General features: G+C 64.0%; 20 protein-coding genes. 16 read left to right on the top strand and 4 right to left on the bottom strand.

Annotated elements, in window-relative coordinates; all coding sequences use genetic code 11:
- Window positions 1–2: 2 nt before the first annotated feature.
- Genes nuoL through AC1DN9_RS21325 form a run of 6 tightly spaced genes read left to right on the top strand, consistent with a single transcriptional unit; the run spans window position 3 to window position 6,429 of the window.
- Entirely contained in the window at window positions 3–2,030 is a 2,028-nt protein-coding gene (gene nuoL, locus AC1DN9_RS21350; RefSeq protein WP_478103524.1) for an NADH-quinone oxidoreductase subunit L, read from the top strand.
- Window positions 2,031–2,056: 26 nt separating this feature from the next.
- A complete protein-coding gene (locus tag AC1DN9_RS21345) occupies window positions 2,057–3,532 on the top strand; it encodes an NADH-quinone oxidoreductase subunit M (RefSeq protein WP_478103523.1) in 1,476 nt (491 codons plus the stop codon).
- A 24-nt stretch (window positions 3,533–3,556) separates the two neighbouring features.
- Window positions 3,557–5,044: an NADH-quinone oxidoreductase subunit NuoN gene (gene nuoN, locus AC1DN9_RS21340; RefSeq protein WP_478103521.1), complete on the top strand. Its 1,488-nt coding sequence runs from the start codon at window positions 3,557–3,559 to the stop codon at window positions 5,042–5,044.
- A gap of 9 nt (window positions 5,045–5,053) precedes the next feature.
- A complete protein-coding gene (locus AC1DN9_RS21335) occupies window positions 5,054–5,356 on the top strand; it encodes a DUF2818 family protein (RefSeq protein ID WP_478103520.1) in 303 nt (100 codons plus the stop codon).
- Between the two features lie 10 nt (window positions 5,357–5,366).
- On the top strand, window positions 5,367–5,981 hold the full coding sequence (locus AC1DN9_RS21330) for an NUDIX domain-containing protein (protein WP_478103518.1): 615 nt from the start codon (window positions 5,367–5,369) through the stop codon (window positions 5,979–5,981).
- Window positions 5,982–5,988: 7 nt separating this feature from the next.
- Window positions 5,989–6,429, top strand: a complete 441-nt coding sequence (locus tag AC1DN9_RS21325; protein ID WP_478103517.1) for a DUF1178 family protein — start codon at window positions 5,989–5,991, stop codon at window positions 6,427–6,429.
- Window positions 6,430–6,451: 22 nt separating this feature from the next.
- Here the strand turns inward: AC1DN9_RS21325 and AC1DN9_RS21320 are convergent, their stop codons facing one another.
- A complete protein-coding gene (locus tag AC1DN9_RS21320; protein ID WP_478103515.1) occupies window positions 6,452–8,236 on the bottom strand; it encodes an ABC transporter transmembrane domain-containing protein in 1,785 nt (594 codons plus the stop codon).
- A 75-nt stretch (window positions 8,237–8,311) separates the two neighbouring features.
- Between AC1DN9_RS21320 and AC1DN9_RS21315 the strand changes: the two genes are divergently transcribed.
- The 10 genes from AC1DN9_RS21315 (at window position 8,312) to AC1DN9_RS21270 (ending at window position 19,508) form a co-directional block, all read left to right on the top strand.
- Window positions 8,312–8,866 carry a MarR family winged helix-turn-helix transcriptional regulator gene (locus AC1DN9_RS21315; RefSeq protein WP_478103514.1) on the top strand — a complete coding sequence of 185 codons (555 nt, stop codon included), beginning with the start codon at window positions 8,312–8,314 and terminating at the stop codon, window positions 8,864–8,866.
- On the top strand, window positions 8,847–10,340 hold the full coding sequence (locus AC1DN9_RS21310) for an efflux transporter outer membrane subunit (protein WP_478103513.1): 1,494 nt from the start codon (window positions 8,847–8,849) through the stop codon (window positions 10,338–10,340). Before AC1DN9_RS21315 ends, AC1DN9_RS21310 begins: the two co-directional genes overlap by 20 nt.
- Window positions 10,341–10,369: 29 nt before the next feature.
- A complete protein-coding gene (locus AC1DN9_RS21305) occupies window positions 10,370–11,683 on the top strand; it encodes an EmrA/EmrK family multidrug efflux transporter periplasmic adaptor subunit (RefSeq protein ID WP_478103511.1) in 1,314 nt (437 codons plus the stop codon).
- 17 nt (window positions 11,684–11,700) lie between these two features.
- Window positions 11,701–13,260: a DHA2 family efflux MFS transporter permease subunit gene (locus AC1DN9_RS21300; protein WP_478103510.1), complete on the top strand. Its 1,560-nt coding sequence runs from the start codon at window positions 11,701–11,703 to the stop codon at window positions 13,258–13,260.
- Between the two features lie 382 nt (window positions 13,261–13,642).
- Complete coding sequence (locus tag AC1DN9_RS21295) at window positions 13,643–14,413, top strand: ABC transporter ATP-binding protein (protein WP_478103509.1); 771 nt, start codon at window positions 13,643–13,645, stop codon at window positions 14,411–14,413.
- Window positions 14,413–15,123, top strand: coding sequence for an ABC transporter ATP-binding protein (locus AC1DN9_RS21290; protein WP_478103507.1), 711 nt, complete (start codon window positions 14,413–14,415; stop codon window positions 15,121–15,123). Before AC1DN9_RS21295 ends, AC1DN9_RS21290 begins: the two co-directional genes overlap by 1 nt.
- 34 nt (window positions 15,124–15,157) lie before the next feature.
- On the top strand, window positions 15,158–16,354 hold the full coding sequence (locus AC1DN9_RS21285; RefSeq protein WP_478103506.1) for an ABC transporter substrate-binding protein: 1,197 nt from the start codon (window positions 15,158–15,160) through the stop codon (window positions 16,352–16,354).
- Window positions 16,355–16,395: 41 nt separating this feature from the next.
- Window positions 16,396–17,592, top strand: a complete 1,197-nt coding sequence (locus tag AC1DN9_RS21280; protein WP_478103505.1) for an ABC transporter substrate-binding protein — start codon at window positions 16,396–16,398, stop codon at window positions 17,590–17,592.
- Between the two features lie 38 nt (window positions 17,593–17,630).
- Window positions 17,631–18,506 carry a branched-chain amino acid ABC transporter permease gene (locus AC1DN9_RS21275; RefSeq protein ID WP_478103503.1) on the top strand — a complete coding sequence of 292 codons (876 nt, stop codon included), beginning with the start codon at window positions 17,631–17,633 and terminating at the stop codon, window positions 18,504–18,506.
- A 12-nt stretch (window positions 18,507–18,518) separates the two neighbouring features.
- Window positions 18,519–19,508 (top strand): branched-chain amino acid ABC transporter permease, encoded by a 990-nt coding sequence (locus tag AC1DN9_RS21270; RefSeq protein WP_478103501.1) that lies wholly within the window; start codon window positions 18,519–18,521, stop codon window positions 19,506–19,508.
- 9 nt (window positions 19,509–19,517) lie between these two features.
- Here the strand turns inward: AC1DN9_RS21270 and AC1DN9_RS21265 are convergent, their stop codons facing one another.
- From AC1DN9_RS21265 to AC1DN9_RS21255, 3 genes are read right to left on the bottom strand one after another with little or no spacing between them, the layout of a single operon-like run.
- Window positions 19,518–20,573 (bottom strand): lipocalin-like domain-containing protein, encoded by a 1,056-nt coding sequence (locus AC1DN9_RS21265; RefSeq protein WP_478103500.1) that lies wholly within the window; start codon window positions 20,571–20,573, stop codon window positions 19,518–19,520.
- A 2-nt stretch (window positions 20,574–20,575) separates the two neighbouring features.
- A complete protein-coding gene (locus tag AC1DN9_RS21260) occupies window positions 20,576–21,646 on the bottom strand; it encodes a PLP-dependent cysteine synthase family protein (protein WP_478103498.1) in 1,071 nt (356 codons plus the stop codon).
- A gap of 27 nt (window positions 21,647–21,673) precedes the next feature.
- The gene (locus AC1DN9_RS21255) at window positions 21,674–24,226 is read right to left on the bottom strand and encodes an FtsX-like permease family protein (protein WP_478103497.1); all 2,553 of its coding nucleotides are present in this window, start codon (window positions 24,224–24,226) and stop codon (window positions 21,674–21,676) included.
- Window positions 24,227–24,252 lie beyond the last annotated feature (26 nt).

The following is a 24,252-nucleotide window of genomic DNA, read 5'->3' as shown; positions in this document are numbered from 1 at the left end:
TCATGAGCGCAACACTTTCTGCATCCACTCTCCTTGCCGTTCCACTGGCTCCCCTGGTTGGCGCCGTCGTGGCGGGCCTGTTCGGTACGAAATTCGGTGGCAATCACATCGGTCGCCGCGTCACCCATTCGTTGACGATTTTTGGTGTACTGGTCTCCTTCATCATTTCGGCCATGACGCTGAACAGCGTGGTGTCCGACGGTGCGCATTTCAACGCGACGATCTACGAATGGATGACGGTTGGCGGGCTGAAGATGGAAATCGGCTTCCTCGTCGATGGCCTCACAGCGATCATGATGTGCGTCGTGACCTTCGTGTCGCTGATGGTGCACATCTACACCATCGGGTACATGCAGGACGATGACGGCTACAACCGTTTCTTCGCCTACATTTCGCTTTTCACGTTCTCGATGTTGATGCTCGTGATGAGCAACAACATGCTCCAGCTGTTCTTCGGTTGGGAGGCAGTGGGCCTCGTGTCATATCTGCTGATCGGCTTCTGGTTCAACAGGCCGACGGCCATCTTCGCCAACTTGAAGGCCTTTCTGGTCAACCGGGTTGGTGACTTCGGCTTCATTCTTGGCATCGGGCTGATCGCGGCATATGCCGGTTCGCTGAACTACGGCGACGCTTTCGCGCAAGCAGACCAGTTGGCCAAGATCACCTTCCCCGGCACCGACTGGATGCTGATCACGGTGATCTGCATCTGCCTGTTCATCGGCGCGATGGGCAAGAGTGCGCAGTTTCCTCTGCACGTCTGGCTGCCGGATTCGATGGAAGGTCCGACACCGATCTCCGCGCTGATCCACGCGGCGACCATGGTGACGGCCGGTATCTTCATGGTGGCGCGCATGTCGCCACTGTTCGAGCTGAGCGACACCGCCCTGAGCTTCGTGCTCGTGATCGGTGGGATTACCGCGCTGTTCATGGGCTTCCTGGGGGTCATTCAGAATGACATCAAGCGCGTGGTCGCCTACTCCACGCTCTCGCAACTCGGCTACATGACGGTGGCACTCGGCGCATCGGCGTACTCGGTCGCCATCTTCCACTTGATGACGCACGCGTTCTTCAAGGCGCTGCTGTTTCTCGGCGCCGGCTCGGTCATCATCGGCCTGCACCACAATCAGGACATGCGTTGGATGGGGGGCGTGCGCAAGTACATGCCGATCACCTGGATCACGTCTCTGGTGGGCTCACTCGCGTTGATCGGCACGCCATGGTTCTCGGGCTTCTACTCCAAGGACAGCATCATCGAAGCGGTGCACGAGAGCCATCTCTGGGGTTCGGGCTTTGCGTATATCGCGGTGCTGTCCAGCGTGTTCGTCACGGCCCTGTATTCGTTTCGGATGTACTTCATGGTCTTCCACGGCAAGGAACGCTACGACCAGAATCCCGACGCGCATCACCACGGAGCTGACGACGGTCATGGCCATCATGACGACCACCACGAGCCACACGAGTCGCCGTGGGTGGTGTGGGTACCTCTGGTGCTTCTGGCCATTCCATCGGTCGTCATCGGCTACATGACCATCGATCCCTTGCTCTTCGGTGATCTCTTCAAGGGTGCAATCTTCGTCGACGAAGGCAAGCACGAGGCGATGAAGGAATTGGCCGAGGCGTTCCACGGCCCGATGACCATGGCCCTGCACGGTCTCACCGCCGCGCCGTTCTGGCTGGCGCTCGCCGGCGTCGTGACAGCCTGGTACCTGTACCTCGTCAATCCGGCGGTGCCTGGGGCCATCAAGCGCGCCTTCGGTCCGATCTACCGTCTGCTCGAGAACAAGTACTACATGGACTGGTTCAACGAGAACGTCATTGCCCGTGCAACGCGCGCATTGGGTGTCGGCCTGTGGAAGGGCGGTGACGAGGGACTCATCGACGGCGCCATCGTCAATGGTTCCTGGAAGGTAGTCGGCCGCGTTGCCGGCGCCGTGCGCTGGCTGCAGTCGGGCTACATCTATCACTACGCGTTCGGAATGCTGCTGGGCGTCTTCGTCCTCATGTCGTATTTCGTCTGGTTCAAACGGTAAGCGGCTCTCGCTGGAGAAAAACAAAAATGGGTCTGTTGAGCCTTGCCATCTGGATGCCGATTGCCTTCGGTGTGGTGCTGCTGGCGTTTGGTCGGGACAGTCAGGCGACTGTCGTGCGTTGGATTGCGCTCGTCGGTTCGGTTGCGAGCTTCCTTGTCACGCTACCCCTCTATACGCATTTCAAGATCGGAACCGCGGAGATGCAGTTCGTCGAGAAGACGAGCTGGATCGAGCGCTTCAACATCAGCTACCACGTGGGACTCGATGGCATCTCGTTCTGGTTGGTGCTGTTGACGGCGTTCATCACGGTGATCGTGGTGATCTCGGCGTGGGAAGTGATCACCGAACGCGTGAACCAATACATGGGTGCGTTCCTGATCCTGTCGGGCTTCATGATCGGCACCTTTGCCGCACTCGACGGAATTCTGTTCTACGTCTTCTTCGAGGCCACGCTGATCCCGATGTACCTGATCATCGGCATCTGGGGCGGCCCCAACAAGATCTACGCGGCCTTCAAGTTCTTCATCTACACGCTGCTCGGCTCGCTATTGATGCTGGTCGCGCTGATTTACCTGTACAACACCTCGGGCGGGAGCTTCGACATCCTGACCTGGCACAAGCTGCCACTGGGTGCCAGCGCGCAGACCTTCCTGTTCTTCGCGTTCTTTGCGGCCTTTGCGGTCAAGGTGCCGATGTGGCCGGTCCACACGTGGTTGCCGGACGTGCACGTCGAGGCACCCACAGGCGGCTCCGCGGTGCTGGCGGCGATCATGCTGAAGCTCGGTGCTTACGGCTTCCTGCGTTTCTCGATGCCGATTGCGCCAGACGCTTCGCACGAATGGGCCTGGTTCATGATCGCGCTGTCGCTGATCGCCGTGATCTACGTTGGCCTGGTTGCGCTGGTTCAGCAGGACATGAAGAAGTTGGTGGCGTACTCATCGGTGGCCCACATGGGCTTCGTGACGCTGGGTTTCTTCATCTTCAACGAGATCGGCGTGGCCGGCGGCATCGTGCAGATGATTGCGCACGGCTTCGTTTCGGGCGCCATGTTCCTTTGCATCGGGGTGCTCTATGACCGTGTTCATTCGCGCCAGATTGCCGACTACGGCGGTGTCGTCAACACGATGCCCAAGTTCGCGGCCTTCGTACTGCTGTTCGCGATGGCCAACTGCGGCCTTCCGGGCACTGCCGGTTTCGTCGGCGAATGGATGGTGATCCTCGGTGCCGTCAAGGCGAACTTCTGGCTCGGGCTGGGCGCGGCCACGGCGCTGATCTTCGGTGCGGCCTATACGCTCTGGATGTACAAGCGCGTCTACCTGGGCGCTCCGGGCAACGACCATGTCAAGGAACTGAGCGATATCAGCGCGCGAGAATTTCTCATGCTGGCGCTGCTCGCGATCGCAGTGCTGTGGATGGGTCTCTATCCCAAGCCTTTCACCGATGTCATGAATTCGTCGGTGACCGAACTGCTGCGCCACGTGGCCATTTCCAAGCTGCCTTAAATCCACGCTGAACGAGAGAACGAGATGATTGACAAACTCAGCTGGATGACGATCTACCCCGAGGTGGTGCTGCTGATCATGGCGTGCGTCATCGCGCTGCTGGATCTGTCCACCACCAGCCCCCGTCGTACCGCAACCTACATCTTGACCCTGCTCACGCTGGCAGTGATCGCCGTGCTCACCGGATTCAACGCCGCAGAAGGCAAGACCATCTACGGCTTCGGTGGCATGGTCGTGAGCGATCCGATGGGCAACTGGCTCAAGTGTTTCTCCACCCTGGCGTTGATGGTCACGCTGGTCTATGGCCGGCCATATTCAGCCGATCGCGGCATGCTCCGCGGCGGAGAGTTGTTCACGATCAGCATGTTCGCCTTGCTCGGCATGTTCGTGATGATCTCGGGCAGCAACTTCCTGCTGCTCTATCTCGGCCTTGAACTGCTGACGCTGTCGAGCTATGCACTGGTTGCCCTGCGCCGCGATAACGCGGTGGCGAGCGAAGCGGCCATGAAGTATTTCGTCCTCGGCGCAATGGCCAGCGGTTTCCTGCTCTACGGCCTGTCGATGATGTACGGCGCGACCGGATCGCTTGACATCAACGAGGTGTTCAAGGCCATCGCGAGCCGCAAAGTCAACCACCAGGTGCTGGTGTTCGGCCTGGTGTTCATTGTGGCCGGTCTTGCGTTCAAGGTCGGTGCGGCGCCGTTCCACATGTGGGTGCCGGACGTCTACCAGGGCGCGCCCACATCCGTCACGCTGTTGATCGGCGCCGCGCCCGAGCTTGCAGCGTTTGCGATCATCATTCGTTTGCTGGTGGAAGGCTTGCTTCCGCTCGCGTTCGATTGGCAGCAGATGCTGGCATTGCTGGCGATCGCTTCGCTGCTGATTGGCAATCTCGCGGCCATCGCGCAGACCAATCTCAAGCGGATGCTCGCGTACTCGACCATCGCGCAAATGGGCTTCATGCTGCTCGGCCTGGTGGCGGGCGTCGTCAACGGCAATACGTACAACGCGCAGTTCGCGTACAGCGCGTCGATGTTCTACATGGTGACCTATGTGCTCACGACGCTGGCGAGCTTCGGCATCATCCTGCTCCTGGCGCGCGAGGGCTTCGAGAGCGAAGAGATCACGGATTTGGCGGGCTTGAATCAGCGCAGCCCGCTGTACGCGGCCGTGATGGCCATCGCGATGTTCTCCCTGGCAGGCGTGCCTCCACTGGTGGGCTTTTACGCGAAGCTGGCCGTGTTGCAGGCGCTGATCGCTTCGGGCCAGGCAATGTACATCGGTCTCGCTGTGTTCGCGGTGGTGATGTCGCTGATTGGTGCGTTCTACTATCTGCGCGTGGTCAAGGTGATGTATTTCGACGCGCCTCTGACCGCGACCACGGTTTCGGCACCGCACGATGTCCGTACTGTGCTGACAATCAACGGCGCTTTGATTCTGGTTCTCGGGATCTTGCCAGGCGGTCTCATGACCCTGTGCGCGCGGGCGATCGTGGCCACCCTGGCGACCTGATCGAGCCCTGTGTCGCAAAGCGCATCGGTCTGGGTGGTCTTGCTGGTCGCGCTGCTGGCGGCCAACCTCCCGTTCCTGACTGAGCGCGTGATGGGGTTGGTGCCGCTGACCGGGCGAGCGAAGTCGCTGGCGGTCAGATTGACCGAACTGGTGGTGCTCTATTTCATCGCCGGTGGGATCGGACTGCTGTTCGAACGTCGCGCGGGCCAGATTGCGCCGCAGGGGTGGGAGTTTTATGCCGTCACCGGCGCTCTCTTCATCGTGCTGGCATTTCCGGGCTTCACGTGGCGTTATCTGATGAAGCATCGGTGAGGAAGCTCGCATGACCAAGACGACCCCAGTCGATGTCGACACGCATCTCCGGGAAGACTGCACGGCGAGCGAACTGCTTTTCCAAGGCAATTTCCTGCGCGCCAGGCGCGACACCGTCCGACTTCCCGATGGGCACACGGCGACACGCGAATACGTGGTCCATCCGGGTGCCGTCGTAGTGGTGCCCCTCCTGGACGATGGACAGGTGGTTCTCGAGCGCCAATATCGCTATCCCATTGGTCACGTGATGACCGAGTTTCCCGCGGGCAAGCTCGATGCCGGCGAAGATCCGTTGCTCTGCGGGCAGCGCGAACTGCTGGAGGAAACCGGCTACACCGCAAGTGAATGGGCGCGAGCCGGTGCCATGCACTTGGCGGTCGCCTATTCGACCGAGATCATCCATATCTACTTTGCCCGAGGCCTTTCTCTCGGAGCGAGGCAGCTCGATCACGGTGAATTTCTCGACGTGATCACCGCCACCCCCGACGAACTGGTGGAATGGTGCCGCGACGGCACGGTCACTGACGCCAAGACCCAAACTTGCGCGCTGTGGATGCAGAACGTGCTGTCGGGCGCATGGACGCTCGATTGGCAAACCTTCGCCCCGGTCGACGGCAGCGGATAATCGGCCCATGAAGGTTCTCAACCTCCAATGCGCCCACGGACACGGCTTCGAGGGGTGGTTCGCGTCGCAGGACGCATTTGACACGCAGCTCGCTGCCGGCCTTGTCGAGTGCCCCGTTTGCGGCAACACGGCGATCACCAAGCTGTTGGCGGCTCCGCGCTTGAACCTCGGTAACGCGAAGCCGCCGGCTGAATCACAAACGACCGCATTGCCGGCCGCTGAATCACCGGAAGGTCGCCTGCTGCGCGCAATGCGCGAAGTGATCGCACAGACCGAGGACGTTGGCGATCGCTTTGCGGAAGAAGCCCGCAAGATGCACTACGGCGAAATCGAAGAGCGTGGCATTCGCGGCCAGACCACGCGCGAGCAGGCCCAGAACCTGATCGACGAGGGGATTCCGGTCTTTTCGTTGCCGCTGCCGCCGGCGCTCAAGGAGACACTGCAGTAACGCTGCAGCGATAGCGGCGGCCTCAGGCTGCGAATTGCAGCGCCGCCAGGCGCGCATAGACGCCGTTCTGCGCCACGAGCGTCGAGTGCGTTCCCTGCTCGACAATGCCGCCGTGGTCGAGCACCACGATGCGGTCTGCCTTTTGCACTGTCGCGAGGCGGTGCGCGATCACGATGGTGGTGCGGCCGGTCATCGCGGATTCGAGTGCAGCCTGGACCATGCGTTCGCTTTCGGCATCGAGGGCGCTGGTCGCCTCGTCGAGCAGCAGCAAAGGAGGATTCTTGAGCATGGCACGGGCGATGGCGATGCGCTGCCGCTGGCCGCCAGACAGGCGCACGCCGCGTTCACCCAGGAATGTGTCATATCCCTCGGGCAAGGCTCGCAGGAAGCCGTCCGCGAACGCGGCCTTCGCTGCCGCATGGACTTCCTCGACGCTTGCGTCGGGCCGGCCGTAGCGGATGTTCTCGAAAGCGCTGGCCGAGAAAATGACCGCGTCCTGCGGCACCAGGCCGATGCGATTGCGCAGTTCGTCGAGCGAGAGTGCCGAGAGAGGGGCACCGTCCAGCACGATGCGCCCGAATTGCGGGTCGTAGTAGCGCAGCAGAAGCTGGAAGACCGTGCTCTTGCCCGCGCCGCTCGATCCGACCAGCGCCACGGTCTCGCCCGGCGCCACGGTCAGGTTGAAGTCGCGCAGGGCAGGGGTGCCGGGTCGAGAGGGGTAATGAAAACCCACCGCTTCGAAGCTGACGGTGCTCCCTGCCTCGGGAATCGGCGCCTGGGCGGGCTGAGCGGGCGACAGGATCACCGGCTTTGCGTGGAGCAGTTCCATCAGGCGTTCCGTGGCACCGGCTGCGCGCAACAAGTCACCGTAGACCTCGCCGAGCACCGCCGCTGCGCTCGCCAGGATGATCACGTAAACCACCGTTTGCCCGAGGTGGCCCGCCGTGATCTCGCCGTGCAGCACCGCTTGTGTGCCTTGATACAGGCCCCACAGCAGGGCGGCCGATGTCGCGATGATGATGAAAGCCACCAGGACGGAACGTGCCTTCGTGCGGCGAACGGCGGTGTGGAAGGCGCTATCGGTCGAAGCATCGAAGCGAGCGGCTTCGCGAGCTTCCGCCGTGTAGCTTTGGACGACCGGGATGGCGTTGAGTACTTCCGCGGCAATCGCGCTCGAATCCGCCACGCGGTCCTGGCTGGCGCGCGACAACTTGCGTACGCGCCGTCCGAACCACATGCTGGGCAACACCACGAGCACCAGGATGCCGAGCACCTGCACCATCACGTAGGGATTGGTCCAGATCAGTATGGCGAGCGCGCCCACGCCCATGACTGCATTGCGCAACCCCATGCTCAGCGAGGACCCGACCACCGTTTGCACCAGCGTGGTGTCGGCCGTCAGGCGCGAGAGTACCTCTCCCGTCTGAGTGGTTTCGAAGAAGACGGGGCTTTGCCGCAGGACGTGTGAATAGACTGCGTTGCGCAGATCCGCCGTCACGCGTTCGCCGAGCCAGCTGACCGTGTAGAAGCGTGCGGCGGAAAAAAGTCCGAGCGCCACGGCCACGGCGAACAGGGCGACAAAGTGCTCGCGCAGCGCCATCGTCTGGGCACCCTTGTCGCTGGAAACAAGTCCGCCGTCGATCAGGCTCCGCAGTGCAACAGGGAAGACCAGCGTGGTCGCCGCCGCCAGAACGAGAAAAACGCCGGCGAGGACGATCTGGATGCGGTAGGGGCGGAGGAACGGAGCCAGCCCGGACAACGACTTTGGAGAGCCTTTGGCGGGCGCGGGGGAAGCAGAAGAGGCCATGGCCCGATTCTAGCTAACGGTTGCCTTTGCAAAAGTCGCCTTGACAGTAATTGTCGCGGCAATTAATATTCAGAGATGTCCGATTCCAAGAGTCACGAAACCAAGTCCCTGGTTTCCCAGGCCGGCAAACCGCTGCCCGTCAAGGCCTTCTACAAGGCCGAGAACTATCGGTCGGAGGAGAGCATTGGCTATCTGATGCGCCGCATCATGTCGGCGGTCGGCCAGGCTGTCGAACTCCGCATGTGCGAGCCCGGCAGCCCGACTTATCCGCAGTGGGTGCCGCTGCACAAGCTCCACATGGGGCAGGCGACGACGGTGGCCGAACTGGCGCGCGAATGCGAACTCGACACCGGCGCCATGACCCGGCTGCTGGATCGTCTCGAAGCAAAAGGCCTGTGCCGACGCGTGCGCTCGGTGGCCGACCGCCGCGTGGTCAACATCGAGCTCACCGACGAAGGGCGCGCTGCCGCCGAACAAGTACCGCATTTGCTCAGCCGCGTGCAGAACGAGCACCTTGCCGGATTCACCGACGAGGAATGGGAACAGCTCAAGAGCTATCTGCGCCGCATTCTTGATAACGCACAGGCCCTGTCGGCCCGTGGAGAAAAAAATGACACATCTTCTTCCTGAGGGCGCTCTGCGCCGAATGACCGCGGTGGCGGCAGCCGCGGTCGCAGTGGCTCTCGCAGGCTGTGCCGACATGGGCAATATTTCTTCGCAGGCAAAGATGAGCGATGCCGATTCGCTCGGACTGACTGTCCCGGCTTCCACGCCGACCGCCGCTCCGGCCGCAACGTCCAGGATCGACAGCCAGTGGTGGCTTGCCTTTGGTGATGCGCAGCTGAATGCGTTGGTCAATCAGGCGCTCGAAGGCAATCCCAATCTGCAGGTCGCCCGCGCGCGTCTCGCGCGGGCGCAGGCCGCGGTCTCGGTCGCCGAATCGGCTGACAGGCCACACGTCGACGGCGCGTTGGATCTCACCCGCCAGAAGTTTTCCGGCACCTACATCTATCCGGCCCCGCTCGGTGGCTCCACACAGCCAACTGGCAATTTGCAGCTGAACGCAGGCTGGGAGATCGACTTCTTCGGCAAGAATCGCTCCGCCCTCGACAGCGCCATCGGCTCGGCCAACGCCGCTGCTGCCGACGCCGACGCCGCGCGCGTGCTGCTGGCCAGCAATGTTGCGCGCGGCTACATCCAGTGGGCGCGTCTGCATGATCGCCTGACGGTAGCCGACCGCACGCTTGCGCAGCGCGAGGAGCTCTACAAGCTGGTTCGCGACCGGGTATCCGCCGGTCTTGATACACGGCTTCAGTTGAAGCAGAGCGAAGCCAGCATCCCCGAGGCCCGTCAGCAAATCGAGGCACTGAACGAGCAGATCGCGATTGCGCAGCATGCGCTCGATGCACTGGTGGCGAAGCCGAATGCCACGCAATCGCTCGTCCCGCCGGCCCTGGGCAACCTGAAGCCGATGGCACTGCAGTCGACAATCCCGGTCGACCTGCTGGGCCTTCGGGCCGACATCGCTGCTGCACGTTTTCGTGTGGAATCGGCGACCAGCGACGTGAAGAACGCCAAGACCCAGTTCTATCCCAACGTCAACCTGGTGGCCTTCGCCGGTTTCCAGAGCATCGGCTATGGCAACCTGCTCAGGACCGATAGCCAGCAGTGGGGTGTGGGGCCCGCCATCCGCCTGCCGATCTTCGAAGGCGGCAAGCTGCGCGCCAACCTGCGGGGCAAGTCCGCCGATCTGGACGGCGCGATCGAGACCTACAACTCGACCGTTCTCGATGCAGTTCGCGACGTTGCCGACCAGATCACCAGCGTGCAGTCCGTCGCTCGCCAGCAGGTCCAGCAGCGCGAAGGACAGGATGCGGCTGAAGCAGCCTACGACATCGCTGTGCAGCGGTACAGCGCGGGCCTCGGCAACTATCTTGATGTACTGTCGGCTGAAGTCACCGTGCTGGGCCAGCGTCGCGACGGTGTGGATCTCTCCGCTCGCGCTTACGACAGCCAGGTCGCTCTTGTCCGCGCACTGGGTGGCGGCTGGCAGCCCGACATCGCCCGGACGGCGTCCTCCGAATCCAACACCGCACACCCCTGAACATTGGTCTGAACCCGAAAGATATCGCCATGGAAAACAACAACGCCGCCAATCCCGCAGCACCGGCCGAAGCCGCTGCCGACGCGCCGGCTCCCAACAACAAGCGCCGCCGCGCGCTGACCGCGCTCGCGTCGGTCGTCGTGCTTGCCGGTGCGGGATGGGGTGTGTACGAATGGCTGGTTGCCAGCCACTATGAGTCGACCGACAACGCCTACGTGCAGGGCAACGTGATCCAGATCACGCCGCAGATCGCCGGAACCGTGATGGCGATCAATGCCGACGACACCGACTTCGTGAAGGCCGGCCAACCCCTGGTCCAGCTCGATCCGTCCGACGCCAGGGTTGCGCTCGACCAGGCCGAAGCCGCACTTGCCCAGGCGGTGCGTCAGGCGCGCACGCTGTATGTCAACAACGCATCGCTCGCTGCGCAAGTTTCGCTTCGCCAGGCTGACATCGTCAGGGCGCAGAGCGACATCGCCCGCGCGCAGGACGACCTGAAGCGGCGCCAGGCGCTGGCCGGCAACGGTGCGGTGTCGAAGGAAGAGCTCAACCACTCCGAAACGGCGCTGGCCAATGCCAAGAGCGCACTGGCGGCTGCACAGGCCAGTCTGCTCTCCGCACGCGAACAACTGGCGAGCAACCAGTCGCTGACGGAAGGCACGAAAGTCGAACAGCATCCGAGCGTGCAGGCCGCTGCTGCGAAGGTGCGCGAGGCCTATCTGGCGACCCAGCGCGTCGGCATGCCGGCGCCCGTCGACGGTTATGTCGCCAAGCGCACCGTCCAACTCGGCCAGCGCGTGACGGCCGGCACGCCGATGATGTCGATCGTGCCGCTCAACCAGCTCTGGGTCGATGCCAATTTCAAGGAAGTCCAGCTGCGCAATATCCGCATCGGCCAGCCTGTGAAGCTCACGGCCGACCTTTACGGCAAGAAGGTCGAGTACGACGGTCACGTCGCCGGTCTCGGCGTCGGCACCGGTGCGGCCTTCGCGCTGCTCCCCGCACAGAACGCGACGGGCAACTGGATCAAGGTCGTGCAGCGCGTGCCTGTTCGCATCGGCCTCGATGCAGAACAACTCAAGGCCAATCCGCTGCGCGTGGGTCTCTCGATGGACGCTGAAATCGACGTGAGCGACAAGGGCGGCAAGATGCTGGCCGACGCACCTCGCGAGAGCGCAGCCACCCAGACGGAGGTCTATAGCAAGCTGGAACACGGTGCTGACGCCGAAGTCGCGCGCATCATTGCCGCGAATCTTGGCCACGAAGTGCCGAGCAAGACGCCGGCATCGAGCGGCGGCGCCAACTCAGGCACGCCCCAGCCCACGCAAGGACAGCCGGGCTGATCGGTCGGGCTCGCGCGATGTCGAACGCCCCCGCTTCCCAGCCGTTGCCGCCACTGGAAGGCTCTGCCCGCCTGTGGGGCACGATCGCGCTCTCTGCTGCGACCTTCATGAACGTGCTGGACACGTCGATCGCGAACGTCTCGTTGCCCGCGATCGCTGGCGATCTCGGCGTCAGTTCGACGCAGGGCACCTGGGTCATCACGAGTTTCGCGGTGTCCAACGCCATTGCGGTGCCGCTCACCGGCTGGCTGACGCAGCGTTTCGGGCAGGTGCGCCTGTTCATGGCGAGCGTGCTGCTGTTCATCATCACCTCGTGGCTGTGCGGGCTGGCGCCGAACATGACCATGCTGATCGCGTTTCGTGCATTGCAGGGCTTTGTGGCGGGCCCGATGATCCCGTTGTCACAGACGCTGCTGCTGTCGAGCTATCCGCGCGCCAAGGCGGGCCTCGCGATGGCGATGTGGTCGATGACCACACTGGTGGCGCCCGTCATGGGGCCGTTGCTCGGTGGATGGATCACCGACAACATCTCCTGGCCCTGGATCTTCTATATCAATATCCCGGTCGGGCTGCTCGCTGCGGCCATCACCTGGGGCCTCTATCGCAAGCGCGAAAGCGGCACACGCAAGGTGCCAATCGACGGCATCGGCCTTGCGCTTCTGGTGCTATGGGTCGGCTCGCTCCAGCTCATGCTCGACAAGGGCAAGGAACTGGACTGGTTCCATTCGGCGACGATCCTGACGCTCGCGATCGTTGCCGTGGTCGGCTTCGCGTTCTTCCTGGCGTGGGAGCTCACCGACAAGCATCCAGTGGTCGACCTCTCGCTCTTCAAGCGGCGCAACTTCTGGTCAGGGGCTTTCGCGACGGCCGTAGCGTACGGGTTGTTCTTCGGCAACGTGGTGCTCCTGCCGCTGTGGCTGCAACAGTTCATGGGCTACACGGCGACGCAGGCCGGCATGATCATGGCCCCCGTGGGGATGCTGGCGATCTTCTTCTCGCCGATCGTCGGGCTTACGGTCGCGAAGGTCGATCCGCGCCGCTATGCGACCTTCTCGTTCCTCGTGTTCGCGCTGGTGTTGTGGATGCGCTCCAACTTCAACACTCAGGCTGACTTCTGGACGATCATGATCCCCACGATCATCCAGGGTGTGGCGATGGCGTTCTTCTTCATTCCGCTGGTGACGATCACCTTGTCCGGTCTGACGCCGGATCGGATCCCGGCGGCGTCGGGCCTGTCGAACTTCCTGCGGATCACGGCTGGCGCCATCGGCACCTCGACCGTGACCACCCTGTGGGAGAACCGGGCGGCGCTGCATCATGCGCAACTGGTCGAGTCGGTCACGCAGAGCAGCTCGGCGACATCCAGCGCCATGGCCGGCCTCGGCAGCAGCGGCTTCAGCGCCGAACAGGTGCTCGGCCAAATCAACCGTCTGGTCGACCAGCAAGCATTCATGCTCGCGTCCGCCGACGTCTTCTACGGCTCCGCCGTCCTTTTCCTCCTGCTGATCCCCCTGGTCTGGCTAGCCAAGCCCGCCCGCGGCCCCGGCGCCTCCGACGCCGCCGCTGGAGCGCACTAGCTGAGCTCGCCCCCAGGTTGGCTCACTTCGTGTAGCCGCCCACCCCCTACTGGGGGCGCCGCTGGCGGCCCGGCGAAGCCGGTTCCGCGGCGGCTCGCGCGTGGTGCCGGGACCACAAAACATGTCGACGATAGTGCGTGGCCCGCGAAGCGCGGCCCGTTCGCGAAAGACCGCGGAACCGGCTTTGCCGGGCCGCTGGTCTTGCCCCCGGTAGGGGGTGGGCGCCCGACACGAAGTGCGGGCAACCTGGGGGCGAGCCGGACAAACCCCAGTAGGCAAGTTTCGTTACAGCCGCAAACAATGGGACCGCGCGGCCCACGGTGGGACGTGCAGACTGACCGCATGAACGAAACTTTTTTCAGCACGAGGGTGAACGCGCGAGATGACTGACATCATTCTCGAGACGCGCCAGCTCACCAAGGAATTCAAGGGCTTCACGGCAGTCAGCAAGGTTGATCTGTCGGTGGTGCGCGGATCGATCCACGCACTGATCGGGCCCAACGGCGCAGGCAAGACGACCTGCTTCAATCTGCTGACGAAGTTTCTGGAGCCGACCTCCGGAACGATCCTGTTCAATGGACAGGACATCACCAGCGAACGCCCCGCTCAGATCGCGCGGCGCGGCATCATCCGCTCGTTTCAGATCTCGGCGGTGTTTCCCCACCTGACGCTGCTCGAAAACGTGCGTCTCGGCCTGCAACGTGCGCTCGGCACTTCGTATCACTTCTGGAAGAGCGAGCAGTCCTTGACGCCGCTCAACGCGCGGGCGCGCTCGCTGCTGGCTGAAGTCGGCCTCGAAGACCTCGCCGACGAATTGACGGTGAATCTTCCCTACGGCCGAAAGCGCGCGCTCGAAATCGCGACCACGCTGGCGATGGAGCCCGAACTGATGCTGCTCGACGAACCGACGCAGGGCATGGGCCACGAAGACGTGCATCGCGTGGCCGATCTCATCAAGCGCGTGTCGGCCGGCCGCACGATCCTGATGGTGGAGCACAACATGAGCGTGGTGTCGACCATCGCCGACACCATCACCGTCCTGCAGCGCGGCGCCGTGCTCGCCGAAGGTCCCTATGCCGAGGTCTCCCGCAATCCGCAAGTGATGGAAGCCTACATGGGCACCACCGACGGCCAACTGCAGGGAGCCCACTGATGGCGACGCCTGCACTCGAGATCAACGGCCTTCAAGCCTGGTACGGCGAATCGCACGTTCTGCACGGCGTCGACATGGTGGTGCAGCCGGGCGAAGTCGTCACGCTGCTCGGCCGCAATGGTGCAGGGCGCACCACGACGATGCGTGCGATCCTGGGCCTGACCGGCGCCCGCAAGGGCAGCATCAAGGTCAACGGCACCGAGACCATCGACATGCCGACGCACAAGATCGCGCACTACGGCATCGGCTATTGCCCCGAGGAGCGCGGCATCTTCGCGAGCCTCTCGTGCGAAGAAAACCTGATGCTGCCGCCTCCGTTGAAGGGATCAGGGCCGGGCATGTCGGTGGAAGAGATCTACGCCATGTTCCCCAATCTCGCCGAACGGCGCAACAGCCAGGGCACGCGCCTTTCGGGCGGCGAGCAGCAAATGCTGGCCGTCGGGCGCATCCTGCGCACAGGCGCCAAGCTGCTGCTGCTCGATGAAATCTCCGAGGGGCTCGCCCCCGTCATCGTGCAGGCGCTTGCCCGCATGATCCATACACTGCGCGGCAAGGGCTACACCGTGGTGATGGTCGAGCAGAACTTCCGCTTCGCCGCGCCGCTGGCCGACCGCTTCTATGTGATGGAACACGGCCGCATCGTGGAGAAATTCGGTGCGGCCGAACTCGAAGCCAAGATGCCGGTGCTCAACGAGCTGCTCGGCGTCTGATCTTTATCAACCTATCAATTCGATGGAGTCCCGTATGAAGAACGCACTCACTGCACTCTCACTGGCCGTTGCCGCATTGGCATTGGCCTCCAGTCCCGCGCATGCACAGGAGAAGGTGAAGATCGGCTTCGTCACCGACATGTCCAGCCTGTACGCCGACCTCGAAGGAAAGAACGGCGCACTGGCCATCCAGATGGCGATCGACGACTTCGGCGGCAAGGCGCTCGGCCAGCCGATCGAACTGTTGACGGCCGACCACCAGAACAAGGCCGACATCGCCGCGTCGAAGGCGCGCGAGTGGATCGACACCGACGGCGTGACGATGGTCTTCGGCGGCACCAATTCGGGCACGGCGCTCGCGACGGCCAAGGTGGCGCAGGAAAAGAAGCGCGTGTACTTCAACAACGGCGCCGCCTCCTCGGCGCTCACCAACGAGCAGTGCAGCCCCTACACCGTGCACTACGCGTACGACACGGTCGCGCTCGCAAAGGGCACGGGCGGCGCAGTGGTCGATCGCGGCGGGAAGACCTGGTTCTTCCTGACCGCCGACTATGCCTTCGGCCATGCACTCGAAGCCGATACCACCGCCGTGATCAAGGCCAAGGGCGGCACGGTGGTCGGATCGGTGCGGCATCCGCTGAATGCTTCAGACTTCTCGTCCTTCCTGTTGCAGGCCCAGAACTCCAAGGCACAGATTCTCGGACTGGCCAACGCGGGCGGTGACACCATCAACTCCATCAAGGCGGCCAAGGAATTCGGCATCACGAAGACCATGAAGCTGGCCGGCTTGCTGATTTTCCTGAGCGACATCCACAGCCTGGGCCTCAAGAACACCGAGGGCCTGCTGCACACCACGAGCTGGTACTGGGACCTGAACGACGACTCGCGCAAGTTCGCCAAGCGCTTCTTCGACAAGACCAAGCGCATGCCGACCGATATCCAGGCCGCGGACTACTCGGCCACCATGACCTACCTGAAGGCGGTGGAGGCGGCGAAGACCACCGATTCGGACAAGGTGATGGCGCAACTCAAGAGCATGAAGCTCGACGACTTCTACGCCAAGGGCCACATTCGCGCCGATGGCCGCTACGTGCACGACATGTACCTGGTCGAGGTCAAGTCGCCTGCCGAGTCGAAGCAGCCCTGGGACTATCTCAAGGTGATCGCCAAGCTGCCGGGTGACCAGGTCTTCACGGCAAAGGCCGATTCCAAGTGCGCCCTGTGGAAATGACTCCCCAGGCTATTCGTTTTTCCTTCAACCCAGTCAGAGACATGAAAAAGACAATCGCCCTTTCCGCCGTTTCCATTGCTGTTGCGCTCGCGGCCGGTGCCGCCCAGGCTGAAGACAAGGTCAAGATCGGGTTCATCACCGACATGTCCAGTCTCTACGCCGACGTCGAAGGCAAGGGCGGCGCGACTGCGATCCAGATGGCGATCGACGACTTCGGCGGCAAGGTCAACGGCATGCCGGTCGAACTCGTGACGGCCGACCACCAGAACAAGGCCGACATCGCCGCGTCGAAGGCGCGCGAGTGGATCGACACCGACAACCTCACGATGCTGTTCGGCGGCACCAATTCCGGCACCGGCCTCGCGATGGCGAAGGTGGCGCAGGAGAAGAAGCGCGTCTTCATGGTCAACGGCGCCGGCGCATCGCAGCTCACCAACGAACAGTGCAGCCCCTACACCGTGCACTACGCTTACGACACCGTGGCGCTCGCCAAGGGCACCGGCGGTGCGGTGGTCGCCAACGGCGGCAAGAGCTGGTTCTTCCTGACCGCCGACTACGCATTCGGCGCGGCACTCGAAGCCGACACGGCCAAGGTCGTCAAGGAGAAGGGCGGCACGGTCGTGGGCAGCGTCAAGCATCCGCTCAACGCGTCGGACTTCTCGTCCTTCCTGCTGCAGGCGCAGAACTCCAAGGCGCAGATCCTCGGCCTGGCCAACGCGGGCGGCGACACCATCAACGCGATCAAGGCCGCGAAGGAATTCGGCGTCACCAAGACCATGAAGATGGCGGGCCTGCTGGTGTTCATCACCGACATCCACAGCCTGGGCCTGAAGAACACCGAAGGCCTGCTGCTCACCACGAGCTGGGACTGGAACCTGAACGAGCAGACCCGCGCCTTCGGCAAGAAGTTCTTCGACAAGACGAAGCGCATGCCGACCGACATCCAGGCCGCCGACTACTCGGCCACCATGACCTACCTGAAGGCCGTGCAGGCCGCCAAGAGCACCGATGCCGACAAGGTGATGACCGAACTCAAGAAGATGCCGATCAACGACTTCTACGCCAAGGGCCAGATCCGCGCCGACGGCCGCTTCGTGCACGACATGTACCTGATGCAGGTCAAGTCGCCCGCCGAATCGACGCAGCCGTGGGACTACTACAAGGTCGTCGCCAAGCTGCCGGGTGAAGATGTCTTCACGACCAAGGCCGAAAGCAAGTGCGCCTTGTGGAAGCAATAAGGCCTGTCAACTGAGAGTGCGCGACTGTTGAACCGTTCATGACCATCTCGTTTCCCGCTTTGTTGAGCCAGCTCCTCCTGGGGTTGGTCAACGGGTCGTTCTACGCCATCCTGAGCCTCGGGCTCGCGGTGATCTTCGGCCTGCTCAACGTGATCAACTTCGCCCATGGCGCGCTGTTCATGCTGGGCGCGGTGTCGACCTGGATGGCCATGAACTACTTCAACGTCAACTACTGGGTGATGCTGGTTGTCGCGCCGGTGATCGTCGGGCTCTTCGGCGTGGTCATCGAGCGGCTTCTGCTGCGCTGGATCTACAAGCTCGACCATCTCTACGGCCTGCTGCTCACGCTCGGGCTGACGTTGCTGATCGAAGGCGTGTTCCGCTCGATCTACGGTGTCTCGGGCCTCGCCTACGACACCCCCGATGCGCTGGCGAGTGCGACCGATCTCGGCTTCATGATCCTGCCCAACTACCGCGCCTGGGTTGTGCTGGCCTCGCTGGTCGTGTGCTTCTCGACCTGGTTCGTGATCGAGAAGACACGCATCGGCGCCTACCTGCGCGCCGGCACCGAGAACCCTCGCCTGGTGGAAGCCTTCGGCGTGAACGTGCCGCTGATGATCACGCTGACTTACGCCTTCGGTGCGGCGCTGGCTGCGTTCGCGGGCGTGCTTGCTGCGCCGGTGATCCAGGTGTCGCCGCTGATGGGGCAGAACCTGATCATCGTGGTGTTCGCGGTCGTCGTCATCGGCGGCATGGGCTCCATCATGGGCGCCATCCTGACCGGCCTCGGCCTCGGCATCATCGAAGGCTTGACGAAGGTGTTCTACCCGGAGGCCTCGTCCACAGTCGTGTTCGTCATCATGGTCATCGTGTTGCTCATCCGCCCCGCCGGTCTCTTCGGAAAAGAAAAATAAGACGGCGCCCGCATGAAAAAGCTTTCCACTGTCATCTACCTGCTTCTTCTGGTTGCGTTGATCGTGGCGCCCTTCGTGGGCGCGTACCCGGTGTTCGTGATGAAGCTGATGTGCTTCGCGCTGTTCGCTTCGGCCTTCAATCTGCTGCTCGGCTATACCGGCCTGCTGTCGTTCGGCCATGCGGCCTTTCTCGGCGGCTCGGCCTACGTCGCGGGCCATGCAATGAAGGTCTGGGGATTGACGCCGGAACTGGGCCTCATTGCCGGCACCGTCACCGGCGCGTTGCTGGGTTGGCTCTTCGGGGTGCTGGCGATTCGCCGGCAGGGAATCTACTTCGCGATGATCACGCTGGCGCTCGCGCAGATGGTGTTCTTCGTCGCGCTGCAGGCGAAGTTCACCGGGGGCGAGGATGGTCTGCAGGGCGTGCCGCGCGGCAAGCTCTTCGGCCTGATCGACCTGCAGAGCGACCTCACCATGTACTACGTGACGCTGGTCATCGTTGTCGCGGCATTCCTGCTGATCGTGCGCACCATCCATTCGCCCTTCGGCCAGGTGCTCAAGGGCATCAAGGAAAACGAGCCTCGCGCGTTGTCGCTGGGGTATGACGTGAGCCGCTTCAAGCTGCTGGCCTTCGTGATCTCGGCGGCGCTGTCGGGACTCGCCGGTTCGCTCAAGACCCTGGTGCTGGGCTTCGCCACGCTGTCCGATGTGCACTGGAGCGCGTCGGGCCAGGTCATCCTGATGACGCTGGTGGGCGGCCTCGGTACGCTTTCAGGCCCGCTGGTCGGCTCGGCCGTGGTGGTGCTGCTCGAAAACAAGATCGGCGAGTTCGGTCACCTGCTGGCGCAGATCACGACGGTGGATTGGTTCAACACCCTCGGCGAGTCGGTCACCATGGTCACCGGATTGATCTTCGTGGTCTGCGTGCTGGCATTCCGGCGCGGGATCATGGGCGAGATCATCGCCTTCATCGACCGCCGGCGCAGCCTGCCGAAGGGTTGAGGCAGGCCCTCAGAATTTCAGCGCCTGCGCATAGCCGGTCAGTTCCAGGTAGCCCCGGCCGACTGCGTGGCCCTGTGCGTCGCGCAGTTCGCTCAGCCCCTCCCAGTACACCGCGCCGGTCGAGCCGCGGCTGTCGAGTTCCTGGTCGTCGAGCAGCGGGTGCACGCTGAAGGTGCCGGCGGGTGTCTGGATGCGCCAGCGAATCGGGTAGTCCGCGCGCGTCCGCGGGCTGACCCATCGGCCTTCGGCCTCGAAGCGCAGATCGTCCGGTCCGAACACGCGCAGGCGTCCGTCCGGGCTGCGCATCGAGCCACCGGCCCATAGCGCCGATCCGTCGCGGCGGCGGATCCGGAACGCCATCAGCGCGCTGCCGTCGAAGAGGTTCATGCCGATCCAGTCCCAGCCTGCCGCGTCGGGGTGCAGATAGGCATCGCTCCATTCATGGTCGAGCCACGCGGTGCCCTGCACGTCGAAACTACGACCCTGCAAGGTGAGCCGGCCCTGCGTGGCGAGCTGCGGTTCGCTGTAGTAGTAGCTGGCCTGCTCGACCTCGGGTCCCTTGCGCGAGAGGCCGGCATCGCCTTGCAACATCACAGGCTGCGTGGGCGCGAAGCGAAGGTCGAGCGCGAATCCTTCGGCCGGCAGCCGGGCCGCATAGCCCTTGCCGTCGCGCTGGAGCGTCCAGTTGCGTAGCCGGACGTCGGTGTCGTCCTCAGAGGCCGAGGCGACGCCGAAGCCGGCGCGCGCGATGCGCTGGTCGTGCCAGAGCTTGCGTCCTTCGAGATCGGTGATGGCCGCATGCGCAAAGATCACCTGCCGCGCCGCGAAGGCGGACCGCATGGATTGCGTCTCGGCGATCCGCGATCGAAAGAAGGTGATCTGAAACCCGAATTCGCGAGGCCCGGCGTGGGCCTGGCCGGTGATGTACCACCACTCGGTGTTGAGGTCGGGGTGGCTGCCGAAGTCGCGCGGGAACTGCATGGTGCGTGGCGGCAGAGCCCATGCCGCAGGCGCCGCGAGCGTGCACAGCAGCAGGGCGCGCCGGGACAGTCCGTGCACAGTCATGCTCAGGCGGCGAGTGCCGCGTCAACGCGCTTCTGCGCCTCGCCCACATCGCCGAATGACTTCTGCACCCAATCGGCATCGTGATAGCTCGGCAGATAGCGCTCGCCCGCATCGCACAGCAGCGAGAGGATCGAACCCTGCTGCCCGGCCGCGCGCATTTCATGCGCCAGCGCAAGCATGCCGATGAAGTTGGTGCCGGTCGACGGCCCGACCTTGCGCCCGAGCAGGTCGGAGAGCGCGCGCATCGCGGCGATGGAATCGACGTTCGGCACCTCGATCATCCGGTCGACCAGCGTGCGCACGAAACTGGGCTCCACGCGTGGCCGCCCGATGCCTTCGATGCGTGAGCCCGGCGCCGTCAATGCCGCGTCGCCGCTTGCGTGATAGGCCATGAACACCGACCCTTCCGGATCGGCCACGCAAAGTCGTGTGTCATGGCGGCAGTAGCGCACATAGCGGCCGATGGTCGCGCTGGTGCCGCCGGTACCTGCGCCCACGACGATCCAGGCCGGCACCGGATGCCGCTCGCGCTTCATCTGCTGGAACATGCTTTCCGCGATGTTGTTGTTGCCGCGCCAGTCGGTGGCGCGCTCGGCGTAGGTGAACTGGTCCATGTAGTGGCCGCCCGTGCGCCTCGCCAATGTGCGTGCCTCGTCGTAGACCTCTCCCGCATGCTCGACGAAATGACAACTGCCGCCGTAGAAGGCGATTTGCGACAGCTTCTCCGGCGAGGTGCTGCGCGGCATCACGGCGATGAACGGCAGGCCGAGCAGTCGCGCGAAGTAGGCCTCGCTCACGGCGGTCGAACCGCTCGACGCTTCGACGATCGTCGTGCCTTCGGAGATCCAGCCGTTGCATAGCGCGTAGAGGAAGAGCGACCGCGCAAGTCGGTGCTTGAGGCTGCCGGTCGGGTGGGTCGACTCGTCCTTCAAATAAAGGTCGATGCCCGCCGACGCGAAGGCGGGCAGCGGCAATGGAATCAAGTGCGTATCGGCGCTGCGCTGGTAGTCGGCCTCGATGCGGAGGATCGCGGTGCCGAGCCAAGTGCCGTCGCTAGGGGTGGAGGCGTTCATGGGGGCATTCTGAGCCATTCGTCGATATCACCAGTCTTCCTTGACCGCCATCACCGCATCGTGCCCTGCCGCTGCACGCCCAGCCAGCCAGGCTGTGATCGTGCCGGCGGCCAGAACGGCTGCACACAGCGCGATGAGACGGGCCCATGGCACGAGCAGGTCCATGGTCCAGTGGAAGCTTTGCGGATTGACCACGTGCACGAGCACCACCGACACCGCCAGGCCGAGCACCAGCCCTGCGACAGCGCCAATCGCCGTCCACGCAGCACCTTCGCCGGCAACGACCGCGAGCACCTGTGCGCGTGTGAATCCCAGGTGTACCAGCAGCCCGAACTCCTTGCGCCGCGCAAGCACCTGCGCGCTGAAGCTGGCGGCGATGCCGAACAGGCCGATGCCGATCGCGACCGCCTGCAGCCAATAGGTGACGGCGAAGCTGCGGTCGAAGATGCGCAGCGAGGTCGCGCGAATCTGGCTCACCGAGGCAATCTCGATCGGCTCGGCGGCGCCTAGTTCGCGCGCCGCCAGATCGTGGACCAACTGCTGAACCGTGCTTGAGACTGATCCGGGCGTGAGCCAGAGCGCGACGTCGCTCACGCTGCGGTCGCCTGTCAGGCGCTCGAAGTCGCGTGCATCCATCGTGATCGCGCCGAACTGGCGGACGTAGTCGCGCCAGACCCTTGCGACGAAGAACACCGGCGGCCGGCTTCCCTCGGCGACCGGCGGCCATGCGCGCGTGAGCGGCTCGAATACCGCGCCGGGCCTGGCGCCGTAGAGTTCGACCATCGCCTCGCTCACATAGATGCCTGTCTGCCCGGGCGGCACTGGCACGGCCGGACCTTGCAAGGGCAGCGATCGTGAAGCATCGTCGTCCAGGCTCCGCGAGATCAGCGTGACGGCGGGCCGGGACGGATCGAGAAGCAGCGCCCGCGTGCGCAGCGTGCCGCTGCGCGCCACTCCCGGCAGGTGGGCCAGCGCCTGCACGAACGCCGGCGAGAAAGAGGCCTGCTCGCTGGTCGAGCTTCCGCCGCTGGCACTGCGCACGTAAAGGTCCGCCGGTAGCACGACATCCAGCCATCGCGTGACCGAATCGCGAAAGCTCGCAACCATGACGGTGAGTGCCACGGCCAGACTCAGGCTTGCGACCACACCGCTGACGGCCACCGCCGCCGTGCCGCGCATGCGCCGCGCGCGCTCGATCGCCAGCAGCGGAAGCAGACGCTGCGCGAAGAGAGGGGCCAGCCGGTCATAGAGCAGGGCGATCAACCACGGCAGCGCCGTGATGCCACCGACCAGCAGAAATCCGACCGAGAGATACGCCGCGATCGGAATGCCGAAGACCGCCGGCGCCGTCGCCAGCGCAGCGCCTGCGGCGACAAGCAGCAGAGCCACGCGGTGCGCACCATTTCGCGCGGGCGCAGCGCCCAGGCCCTTCAGCGTCTGCGCCTCAGGCAGCGCCTGCGCCGCGCGCGCCGGCCACCAGCCGCCAACCAGAGCAGCCAGCACGCCGAGCGCACCATAGAGCACCGCCGCCCCCCAACTCCACCGCAAGGTCGGCGCGACGCCTTCGAAATAGCCGCCGCCCAGATCGCCGCCCAACACCTTCAATGCGAACTCGGCGAGCGAGGTGCCGAGCGCGATACCCGCCACGCTGCCGATCAGTCCGAGCACCAGCGATTCGGCAAGCACCAGCCGAAGCCGCTCGCGCGGCGTGAGGCCGAGCACGCCCAGCAACGCAAACTGCTGCGCGCGCTTGGCGACGCTGAGCGCGAGCACCGAGAACACCAGGAATGCGCCCGTGAAGAGCGCCACCAGCGCAAGCACCGTGAGGTTGACGCGGTATGCCCGAGAGAGATTGCTGACCCGCTCCGCTGCATCGCCCGGCTCGGCGGCTTGAATGCCGGACGGCCATCCCGGCAACGCACGCAGCGATCGAATGAAAGCCCCATGGTCGGTGCCGGGCGCGAGCCGCAAGTCGATGCGGGTGAGTTGTCCGCCGCGGGCGAACTGATCCTGTGCCGCGCCGATGTCCATCACCGCGATCGCCGCGCCGCCCGCCGCGACTTGGCCGGCGACGTGAAGCGTGTGCGTTTGCGTGCCCACACGCAACTGAACGGTGGTAGCGGCATCGCCCAAGGCCTTGCGCGCGGCAGCGTTGAGGAACACGTTGCCTGGCGTGAGGGACGCCAGGCGATTGCCGCCTTCGGCCACCCGAGGCGTCAGTGCCGGCGCAATGGTGGGCAACACGAGCGGATCGACGCCGATCACGCGCAGCGCCACACGCCGATCGCCGACCAGCGCGATGCCTTGAAGCTCGAGGACCGGGCTTGCCAGCATCACCTGCGGCTGTCGTGCCACCTGCGCAAAGACGGCTTCGTCGAAGCTGCCTTGCACGGCGCGCAGTTCGAGGTCGGGCTGGCCATTGACCGAACGCACCGCGCTCGAGAACTCGTCGAGCGCCGAGGCGTTGATCAACTGCACCGAGAAAGCCAGCGCCACGCCCAGCATCACGGCGATGATCGCTGCCGCGTTGCGCCAGGGATGGTGGCGCAGTTCCTGCCATGAAAAGGTGCGAAGCAGCATCGGGCGATTGTCTCGCCTTGCGCCGA

It is taken from the genome of Variovorax sp. 05L425, from assembly GCF_056397705.1.
The sequence above is the reverse complement of the archived record's forward strand: the minus strand, read 5'-3'. Positions and strand labels throughout refer to the sequence as shown.